Annotated in this window: 17 protein-coding genes; 2 read left to right on the forward strand and 15 right to left on the reverse strand. The window is 48.4% G+C overall.

Features of this window, described 5'->3' with window-relative positions:
- The 4 genes from FYJ45_RS09970 to FYJ45_RS09985 all read right to left on the reverse strand — a co-directional run bounded on the left by FYJ45_RS09970 (position 1) and on the right by FYJ45_RS09985 (position 2,099).
- Positions 1–465, reverse strand: a complete 465-nt coding sequence (locus tag FYJ45_RS09970; RefSeq protein ID WP_154464477.1) for a restriction endonuclease — start codon at positions 463–465, stop codon at positions 1–3.
- Between the two features lie 115 nt (positions 466–580).
- Entirely contained in the window at positions 581–853 is a 273-nt protein-coding gene (locus tag FYJ45_RS09975) for a hypothetical protein (protein ID WP_195841764.1), read from the reverse strand.
- Positions 854–954: 101 nt separating this feature from the next.
- Positions 955–1,533 carry a prepilin peptidase gene (locus tag FYJ45_RS30595; RefSeq protein WP_321170216.1) on the reverse strand — a complete coding sequence of 193 codons (579 nt, stop codon included), beginning with the start codon at positions 1,531–1,533 and terminating at the stop codon, positions 955–957.
- Positions 1,534–1,916: 383 nt separating this feature from the next.
- A complete protein-coding gene (locus FYJ45_RS09985) occupies positions 1,917–2,099 on the reverse strand; it encodes a type IV pilin protein (protein ID WP_154464479.1) in 183 nt (60 codons plus the stop codon).
- A gap of 522 nt (positions 2,100–2,621) precedes the next feature.
- Here FYJ45_RS09985 and FYJ45_RS09990 point away from each other — a divergent pair.
- Both FYJ45_RS09990 and FYJ45_RS09995 read left to right on the forward strand, forming a co-directional pair.
- Positions 2,622–2,807: a hypothetical protein gene (locus tag FYJ45_RS09990; protein WP_154464480.1), complete on the forward strand. Its 186-nt coding sequence runs from the start codon at positions 2,622–2,624 to the stop codon at positions 2,805–2,807.
- A 481-nt stretch (positions 2,808–3,288) separates the two neighbouring features.
- Positions 3,289–4,662 (forward strand): sodium-dependent transporter, encoded by a 1,374-nt coding sequence (locus tag FYJ45_RS09995; RefSeq protein WP_154464481.1) that lies wholly within the window; start codon positions 3,289–3,291, stop codon positions 4,660–4,662.
- Positions 4,663–5,095: 433 nt separating this feature from the next.
- Here FYJ45_RS09995 and FYJ45_RS10000 read toward each other — a convergent pair whose 3' ends face one another.
- The 11 genes from FYJ45_RS10000 to fabD form a co-directional block, all read right to left on the reverse strand.
- Positions 5,096–5,620, reverse strand: coding sequence for a nucleoside recognition domain-containing protein (locus FYJ45_RS10000; protein WP_195841766.1), 525 nt, complete (start codon positions 5,618–5,620; stop codon positions 5,096–5,098).
- 653 nt (positions 5,621–6,273) lie between these two features.
- Positions 6,274–6,885, reverse strand: a complete 612-nt coding sequence (locus FYJ45_RS10005; RefSeq protein WP_154464483.1) for a nucleoside recognition protein — start codon at positions 6,883–6,885, stop codon at positions 6,274–6,276.
- Between the two features lie 214 nt (positions 6,886–7,099).
- A complete protein-coding gene (locus FYJ45_RS10010) occupies positions 7,100–7,843 on the reverse strand; it encodes an amino acid ABC transporter ATP-binding protein (RefSeq protein ID WP_154464484.1) in 744 nt (247 codons plus the stop codon).
- Positions 7,833–8,585 carry an amino acid ABC transporter permease gene (locus FYJ45_RS10015; RefSeq protein WP_021639279.1) on the reverse strand — a complete coding sequence of 251 codons (753 nt, stop codon included), beginning with the start codon at positions 8,583–8,585 and terminating at the stop codon, positions 7,833–7,835. Before FYJ45_RS10015 ends, FYJ45_RS10010 begins: the two co-directional genes overlap by 11 nt.
- A gap of 258 nt (positions 8,586–8,843) precedes the next feature.
- Positions 8,844–9,746, reverse strand: a complete 903-nt coding sequence (locus FYJ45_RS10020; protein WP_154464485.1) for a transporter substrate-binding domain-containing protein — start codon at positions 9,744–9,746, stop codon at positions 8,844–8,846.
- Between the two features lie 247 nt (positions 9,747–9,993).
- The gene (locus FYJ45_RS10025) at positions 9,994–10,956 is read right to left on the reverse strand and encodes a beta-ketoacyl-ACP synthase III (protein ID WP_154464486.1); all 963 of its coding nucleotides are present in this window, start codon (positions 10,954–10,956) and stop codon (positions 9,994–9,996) included.
- 97 nt (positions 10,957–11,053) lie between these two features.
- Positions 11,054–12,139, reverse strand: coding sequence for an NAD(P)H-dependent flavin oxidoreductase (locus tag FYJ45_RS10030; RefSeq protein ID WP_154464487.1), 1,086 nt, complete (start codon positions 12,137–12,139; stop codon positions 11,054–11,056).
- A 20-nt stretch (positions 12,140–12,159) separates the two neighbouring features.
- Positions 12,160–12,600 carry a 3-hydroxyacyl-ACP dehydratase FabZ gene (fabZ, locus tag FYJ45_RS10035; RefSeq protein WP_021639284.1) on the reverse strand — a complete coding sequence of 147 codons (441 nt, stop codon included), beginning with the start codon at positions 12,598–12,600 and terminating at the stop codon, positions 12,160–12,162.
- 12 nt (positions 12,601–12,612) lie between these two features.
- A complete protein-coding gene (fabF, locus tag FYJ45_RS10040) occupies positions 12,613–13,848 on the reverse strand; it encodes a beta-ketoacyl-ACP synthase II (protein WP_154464488.1) in 1,236 nt (411 codons plus the stop codon).
- A gap of 41 nt (positions 13,849–13,889) precedes the next feature.
- Positions 13,890–14,630 carry a 3-oxoacyl-[acyl-carrier-protein] reductase gene (gene fabG, locus FYJ45_RS10045; protein WP_154464489.1) on the reverse strand — a complete coding sequence of 247 codons (741 nt, stop codon included), beginning with the start codon at positions 14,628–14,630 and terminating at the stop codon, positions 13,890–13,892.
- 66 nt (positions 14,631–14,696) lie between these two features.
- Positions 14,697–15,602 (reverse strand): ACP S-malonyltransferase, encoded by a 906-nt coding sequence (fabD, locus tag FYJ45_RS10050; protein ID WP_154464490.1) that lies wholly within the window; start codon positions 15,600–15,602, stop codon positions 14,697–14,699.
- Between the last annotated feature and the right edge of the window lie 281 nt (positions 15,603–15,883).

Here is a 15,883-nt window from a genome sequence, read left to right on the forward strand (position 1 = left end):
CTAATCCAGCTCTTCCATCATACTTTCCAGGTATCCTCTGTCCCAAAGGAGGATTTTCAGCTTCTTCGCCGCATCCACCGCCGCAGAGGTAAAATACTGATTCGTCATTACCACTCCCACCATCCGGTCATAATAATCGCGGCCCGCATAAATCTCCTGCACCGCCTTAATCCCGATGGGGGCATTATAACACTTGCACTGGACCGCATAAGTTACCCCGTCCTTTTCCGCCAGGATATCCACGCCGAAATCACCGCTGCCCCTTGTGACCTCCACATCCAGAAATCCCTTATCCCGCAGCAGATCCGCACAGAAATACTCGAACTCATGCCCTTCCATATCGTCCATTTCCAGGCTCCGCCGTCTGTGCTTCCACGCCCTTGCCACAAAAAAAGCAACCAAAACCAGGGCCGCCAGCCCTGCTGCTGATATAATACTGATAAATACTATTGATGACTGATCCATATACCTGAACTCCGTATTTTTTCTCTAAACGCATAAAAGGAACCAGACCGGCTGTCTGACCGGCGCCGGCTCTGATTCCCCTCATAGTTATCATACTCTTTTTTATAAGATTTTCCTAGAGATAATTTGTCAAATCTCTTTTGTCATTGGAATATTTAAACGCATTTTCCCCGGAAATAACCCCCATGGCTACAAGCCGCGACAAATCACCGTTCAGCGTATGCATTCCATTGGCAGCCCCGGACTGCATGAGCGTGGCCATCTGATGCCCCTTGCTTTCCCGGATCAGGTTCATCACCGCATCCGTTCCCGTCAGCACCTCCGTCGCCGCAATCCGGCCCCGGCCGTCCGCCGTGGGAATCAGGCACTGGGGCACACCCCCCTTCAATACGCCGCCTTTGCTGCATTGTTGGTTAGTGGATTAGTATGATATATTTAATAATGAGGCATTCATGGCACATTGTAAAGCGTAATAAAGCAAAATCGAAGTTACAAATATAGAAGTCCTACATACCAGTGCCATACCTTGTCTCCGATGAACAGTGCTGCTGCCATGCCCAGACACAGGAATGGACCGAAGGCGAAGTGTTCTTTTCCACTTTTCTTCTTCATTACCAGAAGCCAGATTCCGTACAGGCCGCCGGTTAATACTGCAAAGGCGAAGGACAACAGGGTCAGCTTGGTTCCGAGGAACAGACCGCAGGCCGCCATTAGCTTGATATCTCCGCCGCCGAAGGCGCCGGGGATTAGAAGCGTTATGAGGAGAAGCGGGACGCTGACTACGAACATTCCTAAGATGCGGGAAGGGAGGCTGGTACCGGGCATTGTGAAGATGGAGATGATCCCTAATACAAGCGCAGCTATAACGAAGGTATTGGGGATTTCCATGGTAGCAATATCAACGGAAGATATAATTGACAAAAGAGCCAAAAATAATAGTATTGTTAACACAGTTGATATATTTATGTAATTCCATGTTGTAAAACTGGCAAGTATTCCTCCCAGCATTGCATTTGCAATATACCGTTTGTGTACGCCTTCCTGAAAAAACAGTCTATATCCCTCCACCAATTTTAATTCATAGGATATTGAATACGTGATACCATTTATTAAATAAAAAGAAACACTACTGAGCAAAATCATGCTAATATACAGTTTATTCATTATTAAAGGATGCATTTTTAACCTATACTATTTTACAAATTATTGTAAAATCCGATATATAATTTTTCATTTATTGTGTCTTTCATCATACCATACTGTATATTAGGAGCGTATTCACTGCGATTATCTCCATAATATTCCACAGCGGGTATTTTCATTGCAAGCTGGATATTCTTAGCTTATAAGAGACACACTCCTGCCTGCGAATGATTGTATAATAAAACATATATCTAACATAAAAAGATAAATAAAAATCTTGTATGATACAATAATCAGTCCAACCATGTTCATCTAATGTTATCTTTTTTCCATTTTCCGTATATGTCATTCCTAATCTTATCCTTCGCCTTATCAATATACTTAAACATCCCAGGCACCAAAATAGCCAACAAGATACCAATAATAACAACAATCATCCCAACCAACGTAAATCCTTTTTTATCATTTTTAAGCTTTAGAAATAATCTCATAATACAATCCTTTCCTCTGAGATCAACAACAGTTACCCATTTCACGCTCTTACATTTTATCAATTACATTTGTTCAATAAAACTTTTTACCAAAAGCACCTACATAATACTGCCCGGCTACCAACTCACTTCAAAATAATCCCACTCAGTTCCTTTACCTATAATCAATAATATCAACTACCGCAAAACACCTGCAATTTCTTCCTGCAATAAAAAAATGCAAAAAGACATATCTAAACCCCCGTTAACTATACGTAGATATATCTTTTTGCATCAATCATTACAAGAGTTTTACCTTTTTACTAAATATAGTCTTATCGTAACTCTTTGTCAACAAATTCCACCGTCTTCTTCAACTTAAAATAAAATAGTCTATATCATTTTCTATACTAATATTTTAACAATTTTTATTTACTTTTCAGTCCACCAAAAATCTTCACTAAAATAAGTTCCACAGCCCAGGAATTTCGCTTATAATAAAAAAATGCTATAAAATGCCTCCTCATACTTGAAAACTGCAGTTTGGAAGCCCTTGAGGGATGCCGGGTGCGTTTCTTTGTCAACGCAATAGCTGTATCTCACGAAGACAGTGATGATGAGGAAATACTCTATACCGATTCCTCGGACGGCGTCATGAGCATCTGGCCTATGGAGATAACAAGGCTGATGAAGTACGAACAAAAGAAGAATTCCTTAATCTCATTATGAACTGCACTGTGACAAGCAAAAATGCAGAGGGAGATGGCGCCTATAATGGAGCTATACGGTAGAGTCCAATAGGATAAACAGTGATAGACAAAAGGAAATTTACAGGGGAAAAAACGGATTAAAAATAATCAAAAAGGATATACATAAATCGAACTAATAGTTACCTTTGTACTGCTGGGACTCCTCGTGGCCGCGGCAGCTTCAGTGCTGTCCCCATTTATTAGACTGCACTTAAATCAGATAAATATAGCTCACGCGCAGACATTGCCGATATCCTTCTTTCAAAAATAAGCGGGCAGCTGATTGATGCTGAAAAAATATTAGAGTTAAAAAACATAAAAACTGGTTACGAATATGAAACAAGTAAAATCATAAAATGCATTAATTTGAAAGACTAGACTTCCATTTTCCCTATTGACTTCCCCCACCTTCTCTTATATGCTGATGAAAGTACACACAAATTTCTAGGGGGAATTAACTTATGGAAAAAAGAGAAAAGTTCTCATCCCGGCTGGGATTTATCCTCATTTCAGCCGGCTGTGCCGTTGGTTTGGGAAACGTATGGCGTTTTCCCTACATTACCGGAAAATACGGCGGAGCCGCTTTCGTGCTCATCTATTTTGTCTTTCTTGTAATTCTCGGCCTTCCTATTATGGTAATGGAATTTTCGGTGGGCCGTGCCAGCCAGAAATCCGCTGCCCGCAGCTTCCACGTACTGGAGCCAAAGGGAAGCAAATGGCATTTCATGGCCATTATTGCTATTGCAGGCAACTATCTCCTCATGATGTTCTATACCACCGTAGGCGGCTGGATGCTCGCTTATGTAATTAAAATGATACGCGGAGAGTTCACCGGCCTCACACCGGATGAAGTGGGCGGCGTTTTTAACGGTATGCTCGGGCAGCCCAGATCCATGACCTTCTGGATGATCGTCACGGTAATCATCGGCTTCCTCGTATGCAGCCTCGGCCTGCAGAAGGGTGTGGAACGCGTAACCAAATTCATGATGGCATCCCTGTTTGTTATTCTGATCATCCTTTGTATCAGAAGCGTTACCCTGCCCGGCGCAGCCGAAGGCGTCCGCTTTTACCTGATACCTGACTTTCATAAAATAACTGAATATGGCCTGTTTGAGGTTGTCTTCGCTGCCATGGGACAGGCATTTTTTACCCTGAGCTTAGGCATCGGCGCCATGGCTATTTTCGGAAGCTATATTGCCAAGGAGCACACCCTTACCGGTGAGTCCATCCGTATCTGTACGCTGGATACCATCGTGGCCCTGCTGGCCGGGCTGATCATCTTCCCCGCCTGCTTCGCTTTCCAGGTAAATCCCGGAGAGGGCCCCGGACTGGTATTCGTAACCCTGCCCAATATTTTTAACCAGATGGCCGGCGGACGCATTTTCGGCACCCTGTTCTTCATCTTCATGAGCTTCGCTGCCCTGTCCACCATCATAGCCGTATTCGAAAATATTTTAAGCTTCTCCATCGATTTGTTCGGATGGACCAGAAAAAAAGCTGTTGCGGTCAACTTCGTTGCGATCCTTCTACTCTCCCTGCCCTGTGTTTTCGGCTTCAATATCTGGAGCGCAATCGCTCCGCTGGGCGCAGGCTCCACGATTCAGGATCTGGAAGATTTCATCGTCTCCAATAACCTGCTTCCCCTAGGAAGTTTGGGATACCTGCTGTTCTGTACCAGCCGCTACGGCTGGGGCTGGAAGAGCTTCATTAAGGAAGCCGATTCCGGCAAGGGCGTGAAGTTCCCTCAGTGGTCGCGTATTTATGTAAGCTTCATCCTGCCCGCCATCGTATTGTTCATCTTTATCATGGGCTATGTACAGAAGTTTGTTAAATAACATTTGCTTAAAACATCATTCCGTTTATTATATTTGAGATCACAAAAGGAACAGGGCAGCCTGTTCCTTTTGTAATCAAAAACTTATTTTCAAATACCCATGTTGGTGATAATCTCACTATCCAAAACTATTACATTATCACAATAAATATATATACCGGAGGCAATAGCCCCCACATCTTCTTTGCACTTTGCTGTTTTTTAAATCACCAACATATAGGGTTTTTCCCAATGGTGCCAGTATTTTCAGTATCGTATCCCTAACTCCCATATGGCACCCTCTAAATGCTTCATATAAGGCTCTCCTGCTGTGGTTCCATATACACTTAAAATCTGTATATAATCACCAATTTTATTTAATCTAATGCGGCTGTCCTTAGACTTTTTTAAACTTAATGTTTGTATATAATCATATACCGGTTTAAGTTATTAAATCAAATTACCCCTGCCAATACAATACTCGCAATAATTCCCGCCGCCGTAGCCGTCAGCGCACCAGCCAGCGTATATCTCGTCTTCGTAACCTTTGCCGCCATAAAATACACACTCATAGTGTAAAAACAGGTTTCCGTACAGCTCATCAGAATAGATGTCATCATACCTATGTAAGAATCCGTACCATAATTTTTAAAAATATCCAGCACCAGTCCTGTTGCGGCCGAAGAGGAAAACAGTTTGACAAAAATCAGCGGCACAACAGGAGCAGGCAGCCCTATCGGCTCCGTAAGCTTTCCGACCAGTCCGCCGAAAAATTCCAGGAACCCGGATGCGCGCAAGATCCCCACCGCCATCATCAGTCCGATAAGTGTGGGCATAATCTGTATTACCGTTTTAAAGCCGTCCTCCGCTCCTCTGATAAAATCTTCATATACATTCGTATGGTGAATTACTCCATACGCCACAATATAAAATATCAATGCCGGAATAATAATATTTGACAGATTTGCCAGTACGTTCATCATAGACGGCATACCTCAGCAGTCATTTTCTAAACAATATATGCACCCTTTGGCCTGTTCATGATTCGTTGTTTATGCCTGCCGTACATATGACAATTCCCGCTTACTCTTTCCAGCCAGCCCCTGGTTATATGTCTGAAGTTCCTGGTTATATCATAAATAAAAATAACTATATCACCGATTAATGAACGACAGGTCATATATATTTACTATAATAATTCTTTCTCAAAATTTTCGGTATACGCATATTGGTTTAAACCATCTGAACCGACTTCAGCCGGAGAATGATGTCATTTCGGATAAGAATCCTTCCCATTTCATCCAGAATATCAGGATACGTATAACAAAAATACCGATTTTCGCTACATTCAGTATGCACTTTCCCCTCAAAGGAACTAGGTTGTACTATCTCATTTATCGGTAATATTGAAAATAACCGTGCCAAGCTTAACCTTTGCGTCCTGACATATTATGCAAAGCTCTGCAATGTGACCGTGGATTCTATTCTTGCCGCCGGAGAGTCCGATACGGACAGCCAAAAACACTCTGCCACCCGGGACGCCGAAGTAATTAACATCTTCCACCAATTTCCCCCGGAAGAGCAGGACAGAATTCTAAAGGTACTGAAATTCCCGAAAAATATTTGAGCAGAATCACCCGCTCCCCTTCCTCCCCCGGTCCATCACCTTAATAAAAATCACTCCCACTATCGTAGAAAATAAAGTGGCAATCATTCCCGGCATGATCACCGCCGTAGGGTTCACACTCCCGTACTGGCTCCTGTATGCAATAATCGACACCGGAATCAGCTGCAGGGATGAAATATTCAGAATAAGAAAGGAACACATTTCATTGCTCGCCGTATGCGGCGACCTCCCTGTTTTCCGGCACTCCTCCTCATTCAGCTTCTGCAGCTCCTCCATGGCCTTCAGGCCCGCAGGCGTGCAGGCCCAGCCCAGGCCCAGGATATTGGCAATAATGTTGGTGGAAATATACTCCCTTGCTGCATGGTTCCTGGGGAGCCTGGGAAACAAAAAGCTGACAAACGGCTGAATCCCCCTTGTCATAGAGGCAATCAGCCCTGAATTCTTGGCAATCTCCATCAGCCCCACCCAAAGCGCCATAATGCCCACCATGGTAATACACAACTGCACCGCCTCACCCGCGGACTCCAGGGCGCCGTTTGCCACCGCCTCAATATTGCCCGTCAGGGCCCCGTAAATAACCCCTATGGCAATCATAACCGCCCAAATATAATTCAGCATATAAACCCTTTTTTCACAGCTGTCCGTCGTCCGGGCAGCCGCCTTTTTTCTACCATTATATTTCCCCGAAGCATAAAAAATGCCTGCATAAGGCCCCGGCCTCCCGCCGGCATTTCCTTATACAGGCATCCATATTTACATAATCAGACTTTTTCATATTTAGACAATTAATAACCAGACAACTTCCTGTCCCGCCAAAGCGCCTGGCTACAGCCTACAGCACCTTGGAAAGGAACTCCCGCAGCCTTGGATTCTTCGGATTGTCAAAGAATTCCTTAGGCGCGCTCTCTTCCTTAATAATACCGTCATCCATAAACAGTACACGGCTTCCCACTTCTTTGGCAAAACCCATTTCATGCGTAACGATGACCATAGTCATGCCGTCCCTTGCCAGATCTGACATAACTCCCAGAACCTCTCCGACCATTTCCGGATCAAGCGCGCTGGTAGGCTCGTCAAACAGCATCACATCCGGATGCATGCACAGGGAACGCACGATGGCAATACGCTGCTTCTGCCCGCCGGACAGCTGGGAAGGATATGCATTGGCCTTTTCCGTCAGACCGACCCGCTCCAGAAGCTGCATGGCCTCCTGCTCGGCTTCCTTTTTCGGACGTTTCAGCAGCTGGATGGGCGCAAGCGTCATGTTCTGCAGAATCGTCTTGTGGGGAAACAGGTTAAAATGCTGGAATACCATACCGATATGCTGCCGGTACAGGTTAATATTGGCCTTGGGATCGGTGATGTCCTTTCCCTCGAAAAGAATCTGCCCTGCCGTAGGCTCCTCCAGCAGGTTCAGGGAGCGAAGAAAGGTGGATTTGCCGGAACCGGAGGGTCCCACAATCACCACTACCTCTCCCTGGGATATGGTGGTGCTGATATTTTTAAGGACCGAGATATCCCCGAAGGATTTGCAAAGGTCCCGGATCTCAAATAAAATCTGTCCGTCAGCGTTCATTTGTACGCAGCCTCCTTTCCAGTTTGGAAACACCTGCCGCCAGCAGGGATACGATTGCCAGGTAAATCACTGCAACGGCAATCAGGGGCATGAATGCGGAATAGGTCTGGCTCCGGATAACATTGCCGCCGTGGGTCAGATCCGTCAGGGCGATGTAACCGCTGATGGAGGTTTCCTTCAGGAGCACAATAATTTCATTTCCCAGCGCGGGAAGCACATTTTTCAGCGCCTGGGGAAGAATGATATGCCACATGGTTGCCGGATAGCCAAAGCCCAGGCTTCTGCCGGCTTCAAACTGCCCGATATCAATGGCCATAATGCCGGAACGCACGATTTCCGCCACATATGCGCCGGAGTTGATGCCGAAGGCCAGAATCGCCACCACCCTTTTATCTATGGTAACGCTTCCGAAAATTACATAATACATAATCAGCAGCTGAATCATCGTAGGCGTACCGCGGATTACCGTCAGGTAAAGCTGGCAGATAAAATCCACAAGCTTAAACAGATAATAGCCCAGCAGCTTCCTAAAATAAACACCCTTCTCCTTGATTTTCGCAGGCTTCTTTATCCCGCTCTTCACTGCGCTGGAACGGACAATCGCCACCAGAAAGCCCAGAACCAGACCCAGAATCACTGCAAAAAAAGTAATCAGCAGCGTAGTCTTCAGTCCGTCCGTCAGATATTTCCAACGGTCGTCCTTAATGAAATTCAGATAAAACTGATCCAAAAAATTTTGCATCTAAATACCCTCCGCCATTTCTCCTTAGTATATTTTTACTACCCGTCAAAAAACTGCACTAACTTGTACACCAGCCACGCGCTGTCAGACACGCTGATAAGGTCTGGCTGATGCGCAACAAACGGGCCCATGGTATTTCATGGGTCCGCCTGTATCATACACACTCTGCCCGGGAGAAAAAAACGCCTCTCAAATCATTACATTATATTATTATAAACTCAATTATAAGCTCAACGCATTTACCGCGCCAGGCTGTCATCACTCTTTTACAATAATAACCTGCTTGGAGCTTGCATAGGAATCAGTAAAATCAACGCTCTGCAGACGATCCTCGGTAACCGTGATGCCTGCAACCCCGATATCGGCCTTGCCGGACTGGATTGCATTGATAATGGAATCAAACTCCATGTCCTCAATCTTCAGCTCATAGCCCAGCACGTCGCATACGGCCTGTGCCATATCAGCATCAATTCCAACCACCTTGTCTCCCTGATAGAATTCATAAGGCTCAAAATAAGCGTTGGTTGCCATTACCAGAGTACCGTTGGAACGATCCACGTCAGCAGGAGATTCATAAGGGAACTGTCCCTTGGTGTCATCCCCGATATAGTTCTTTACAATATTATCCAGCGTTCCGTCGGCCTTCAGCTTCGCAAGCGCCTCATTAATGCTGGAGGTCAGCTCTGCGTTGTCCTTGGAAACACAGATGGCATAATCCTCTTCTGCGAAGGGCTCTTCCAGAATCTTCAGTCCTGTAGTATTGGCTACGAATGCCTTTGCGGGCTGCTCATCGATCATCACGCAGTCAATCTTTCCCTGCAGAAGCGCCTGGATAGCGTCGTTTCCTTTGTTGAAGCGTTCTATTGTGGAACCCTGTTCCTCGTAATCGGATGCAAAAATATCGCCTGTCGTTCCCAGCTGGACACCGATGGACTTTCCGGGAAGATCATCAACGCTTGCCACTGCGCCCTCTGCCGCTGTCGTCTCCGCTGCTGCGGTGGATTCCGGCGCCGTATCACTTGCCGCCTCTGTAGCTGTTGCTGCGCTGGAAGCCTCAGGTGCTACTTCGCTTGTAGTTGTAGTTCCCTGTGCGCTGCTTCCGCATGCGGCAAGAGATACCGTCATGCATACAGCCAGTGCTGTTGCTAAAAATTTTTTCATAATTACTCTCTCCTCCTCGCGCTTTTACGCGCCTTACAAAAATAAAACTGTATAAATATACATTAATTATAATTTATATTAACATATTTATCTTGAAACACAAGCGGTATTTTTCACAAAATAAAGGCAGGAAACGGAAAAGGTTTCTTTCAACTTTTCCATTTCCCGCCGCATCAACTGAATAGTTATAAATTTTATAACCGTTTTGCACCTTCGTCGTTATATTTTTTTACCACTCTATCACTGCTTACCACTCCATCACTGCTGTCCCCCAGGAAAGTCCGGCGCCGAAGCCGCAGAGCACGATTTTGTCCCCGCGGGAAAGGCAGCCCTTCCTGTTGATCTCATCCAGCAGGATTGGCACGCTGGCCGCGGAGATATTTCCACAATGATCCAGGCTTACCGGGAACTTATCCACAGAAATATGAAGTCTTTTCGCTACGGACTGGATAATCCGCAGATTCGCCTGGTGCAGGAAAAAATATTTGATATCCTCCGCCTGCAGCCCCGCCTGTTCCAGAGCCTTATGTATGGATACCGGAACCGTGGTCACCGCAAATTTATAGACCTCCTGACCGTCCATATGCACATAATCCGGTTCATTTCCGGTTACCACCAGCGGGTTGTTATTCCCTCTGCCGCGGCAGACCAACGCGCTTCCCCTGACGCCGTCGCAGCCCTGATCGAAGCTTAAAATCCCTGTTTTCTCCCGGGCAAGCACCACAGCGCCCGCGCCGTCTCCGAACAGGACGCAGGTGCTCCTGTCCGTCCAGTCCATAATTCTTGACAGAGTTTCCGCCCCCAGGACCAAAGCGTTCTGAAAACGCCCTGTTCCAAGAAATGCATCCGCAGTTTCCAGTGAAAACAAAAATCCGGAACACGCAGCGTTAATGTCAAAAGCCATAGCTTTTTTTGCCCCCAGACGCGCCTGCAGCTCACAGGCCGCGGAAGGAGTCACATGATCCGCCGTAATCGTGCCTACCACTATCAAATCCAGATCCTCCGGTGCGATTCCCGCCTGCTCCAGGGCCAGCCTGGAAGCCTGCTCCGCCATATCCGCAGTGGTTTCTTCCCTGACAAGCCGTCTCTCCCGTATCCCCGTCCGGCTGGTAATCCACTCATCCGAGGTGTCCATTCTTTCGGAAAGCCAGTCGTTGGTTATGATGGTTTCCGGAAGGCAGCTTCCCGTTCCTATTATTCTGCTCGTCATATCTGCTCCCATCTGCCCGACGCGGCGGGCATACGGCCGAAAGGGGCCATATTCCTGTCTGATATACCGTCAGTGTACCTGACAGTGTCAATCCATTTTATTCAAAAGCGGATGCAAGCTCCGCAAATATATCCGCCGTGGTTTCTATCCTTTGTGCCCTGTAAGCGTTGCTTCCGCAGAAAAGAAGGCCGTTATCCACATCTCCCTTTACCGCATTCACCAGCGCTTCCGTAATACAATAGGGCGTCTCCTGCGGTTTACAGGTTTTAATACAGCCATGGCATCTGCCATGGGGAACCGGCCCTTTTGCCGTTCTTTCCAAAAATGCATTGCGGATGGCGCGTCCCGGCATCCCCACCGGGCTCTTTACCAGCACGATATCTTCCTTTTCCGCGTTGATATAAGCCTGTTTAAAGGCAAGATGGGCGTCACATTCCACCGTCGTCACAAACCGGGTGGCCATCTGGACGCCGTCAAGTCCCATATCCAGCCATTTGCGGGCTTCTGCGCCCGTATAGACGCCTCCGGCCATTACCACCGGGATTTCCCTGTTTCCGGCCCTTCCAAAGGCTTTTACGGTCTCCAGGATGCGCATGACCTCTTCTTCATAATGCATCCCCTCGATATCCTCAAGCTGTTTCCTGTCAAAACCCAGATGGCCGCCGGCCAGAGGCCCTTCGATCACCACCAAATCCGGCAGGTAATTGTACTTTTTCATCCAGTATTTCATGATGACATTCGCCGACTTCACGCTGGAGACGATGGGAGAAAGCTTTGCCTGGCGGCTTTCCCCGTCCTCCCGCCGTACGCCGGAGGCGGCCTCCGGCAGCGTCACAGGCAGTCCGGCGCCGGAAATAATTAGATCCGCGCCGGCTTCCACAGCAGCCTTTACGTAATCCTCATAGCCTTTTGTGGCCACCATAATATTTACGCCCACAATACCGCCGGCCGCCAGCTCCTTAGCCCTCCGGATTTCCTTTTTTACCGCACGCAGATTGGCGGTATGGGGATTTACCTGGTAATCCGGCTCACGATAGCCGATCTGAGCCGTGGAGATGATGCCGATACCTCCCTGTGCGGCCACTGCGCCGGCCAGCCCCGAAAGGCTGACTCCCACGCCCATGCCACCCTGTATCACAGGAAACCGCGCCGTTAAATCCCCGATTTGCAATTGCTTGATCATTTTACTTTTCCGGTCCCTTCTCAGGCTTTTTCCGGCGCAGTGACAACAAAGGTCAGCTCCGCCTTTGCCACCAGCTTTCCGTTGACAGTGGCCTTTGCGCTGCCCACGCCCACCGGGCCTTTTACCTTGATAATTTCTGTTTCCAGCATGAGCACGTCACCCGGAACCACCTTGCCTTTGAAACGGGCGCCGTCAATGCCGCCAAACAGCACCAGTTTTCCCTTATTTTCAGGCTGGCTGAGTATCGCCACGGCTCCCGCCTGCGCCAGCGCTTCCATGATAAGCACTCCGGGCATCACCGGCTCCTTTGGAAAATGGCCCGCAAAAAAAGGCTCGTTATAGGTCACGCATTTTTTTCCCACCGCACGTACGCCCGGCTCCAGCTCCTCAATGGTATCCAGAAGCAGAAAAGGCTGTCTGTGGGGGATGATTTCCATAATTTGTTTTGTTGAAAGCTGCATAAGGCTTTCCTCCTACTCCACGAATTTTTTCACAAGAAGGCTCGCGTTGTGTCCTCCAAAGCCCAGGGAGTTGGTAAGCGCATAGGAAAATTCTTCCTCCACAGGCTCTTTACAATAATTGAGGTCACACTCTTCATCCGGTATCTGATACCCTACTGTAGCATGAATAAAGCCCTCCTGCAATTCCTTCACGCAGGTAATAAACTCAACTGCCCCGGCCGCGCCAAGCAGATGTCCTACCATGGATTTGGTGGAGTTGATACGGATGTGGGAGGCATGTTCCCTGAAGGCCAGCTTAATCGCCCTCGTTTCAAACAAATCATTCAGGTGGGTGCTTGTGCCGTGGGCATTGATATAGGTAATATCCGTCAGCGCCGCGCCTGCGTCCTGCACCGCGCATTCCATGGCCTTTGCCGCCCCGGCGCCGTCCTCCGCAGGGGAGGTGATATGAAATGCATCGGAAGAACAACCGTAGCCCACTACCTCCGCATAGATTCTGGCGCCTCTTTTCTTGGCATGCTCCAGCTCCTCCAGGATGACAACGCCCGCGCCCTCTCCCATAACAAAGCCGCTTCTTTCCTTGTCAAAGGGAATAGAACATCTGGAAGGATCCTCACAGCTACTTAGTGCTGTGAGCGCCGTAAAACCGGAAACGCCGATAGGGGAAATGCTGCTTTCCGCGCCTCCCGCCACCATAACGTCCGCATCCCCGTACTGGATGGTACGGAATGCTTCCCCGATGCAGTTGGTTCCCGTCGCACAGGCTGTAACCACATTGATGCTCTTGCCCTTCAGGCCGAACTGGATGGATACGTTTCCAGCCGCCATATTGCTGATCATCATGGGCACCAGAAAGGGATTCACACGGTTAGGCCCTTTCTCCAGCAGCTTGCTGTGCTCGCGCTCCATCGCCTGGAGGGAGCCGATGCCGGAGCCGACAGCCACGCCCACGCGCCAGGGATCCTCCTGCTGCATATCCAGTCCCGCATCCGCAATCGCTTCCTTGGATGCCGCCACCGCAAACTGGCAGAAAGCCTCCATTCTTTTGGCCGCCTTAAAATCCATATAATTCTTTGGGTCAAAATCCTTCACTTCCGCCGCCAGCTTACATTTATATTCCGATGCATCGAATTTCGTAATCGGTGCAAAGCCTGTTTTTCCTGATTTAACCGCTGCCCAGAACTCCTCTACGGACAGTCCGATGGGTGTAATCGCGCCCATTCCTGTTACCACTACTCTTCTGCTCATATCTGCTCCCAACCTCCCACTCCCGCGGGATTAAAAATAATTCAGATCGCCATTCCCCCGTCAACGGAAATGACCTGGCCGGTAATATAAGCGCCGCCCTCTCCCGCCAGAAAAGCTACCAAAGCCGCCACATCCTCCGGCCTTCCCACTCTTTTCAGAGGGATCTGTGATATTACCGCTTTTTTTGCATCCTCGCTCATTGCCGCAGTCATATCCGTTTCAATATATCCCGGAGCCACCGCATTTACCGTCACATTCCGGCTGGCCAGCTCCTTGGCAATGCTCTTGGTCAGGCCGATCACACCAGCCTTGCTGGCGGCATAGTTTGCCTGCCCCGCATTTCCCAGCACGCCGGAAACCGAGGAGAGATTAATAATCCTGCCGCTCTTCTGCTTCATAAAGTTACGGTACAAATGACGGATAGTATTGAAGGTTCCCTTCAAATTGGTATCAATTACCGCATCGAAATCCTCTTCCTTCATACCTATCACCAGATTGTCCCTGGTAATGCCCGCATTGTTCACCAGGATATCAATGTGCCCGAAAAGCTCCAGCGCTTTCTTCACCATATCCCCGCAGGCCTGGAAATCAGCCACGGAAGCCTGAAGCACCTCCGCCCTTCTTCCCAGTTTTCTGATTTCTTCTGCTGTTTTCTCCGCCTGTTCACAGCTTGCGTTACAGTTTACAATAACATCTGCGCCCTCTGCCGCAAGCGTCAGGGCAATCTGTCTTCCGATTCCCCGTCCCGCTCCGGTCACCAGCGCTGTTTTTCCTTCCAGCATTCTACTTTTCCCCGTCTTTCTTAGTTAACTGCAATAGCTTATCAGGATAGGAACTGTCCAGTTTCCTCACAGCTTCTCCAGATCTTCCTTTTTCTCTATATTAATAACGGTTACATCCCTGTTGATTTTACGCATAAAACCCGACAGGGATTTTCCCGGCCCGATTTCCACAAAGGTATCCACGCCGTCTGCAATCATGCGTTCCACGCACTGCTGCCATCTGACGGAATTTGATACCTGCTTTACCAAAAGTTCTTTTATCTGTGCCGTATCCGTAACATAATCCGCCGTCACGTTGGAAAGATAGGGCACCGCAATTTTCTTCAGCGTGATTTTTTCCAGAACCTCCCCCAGCTTCTCTCCCGCGCCGGAAAGCATTGGGGAATGGAACGGCCCGCTTACCTTCAGGGGCACGCAGCGCTTTGCTCCCATGGCTTTCAGCTTCTCTGCCGCCGCATTCACGGCCGCCTCTTCTCCGGTAATCACGGTCTGGCCGGGGCAGTTATAATTGGCAACGCTTACCATGCCATCAATTTCCCCGCAGGCCTGTGCAATGGTTTCACTGTCCAGCCCCAGAACCGCTGTCATGGCTCCGCCCGCAGGAACCGCCTCCTGCATGAAAATCCCTCTTTGGCGAACGCAGTAAAACAAATCCTTTAAGTCCATCACATCCGCTGCTGCCATGGCCGCGTACTCTCCCAGGCTCAGGCCTGCCGCCACATCCGGCCTGCGGCCCATCTCCTCCAGTACCTTCAGAATCGCCGTCTCCACGGTTAGCATGGCGATCTGTGTATATTCCGTAATGTTAATCTGTTCATTTTCTTCAAAACAAAGAGCCGCCACATCCAGCCCTGAAGCCTCTGAAGCCGCCTGAAATACATCTCTGGCTGCGGGGAATTGCTCATAAAAGTCTTTTCCCATGCCTATATACTGGGAACCCTGCCCCGGAAAAATAAATGCTGTCTTGCCCATATTCCCTTCCTCTCTTAGAAGGCCTGAATTTCTTGGGATCTTGGGGGGGGGTGGCCTCTCGGGAGTTTGTTGAACCGTCCCCTTGCCGGGCAGGGTTTGCTGTCTGGGCACGCTTGCGCTCGGTTAAAAACGCAGCGGTACTAACGCCGCAAAATACGCGGCGTAAGGACCGGCGTTTTTAAACGACCCTGACAGCAAACCCTGCCCGGCAAGGGGACGGTGCTCTACATACGAGAGAGGCATACGCCCCAAGATGTCTGCAAACCACATGATTCCATGAA

The sequence above is a fragment of the Eisenbergiella porci genome (assembly GCF_009696275.1).
Classification (GTDB): Bacteria; Bacillota; Clostridia; order Lachnospirales; family Lachnospiraceae; genus Eisenbergiella; species Eisenbergiella porci.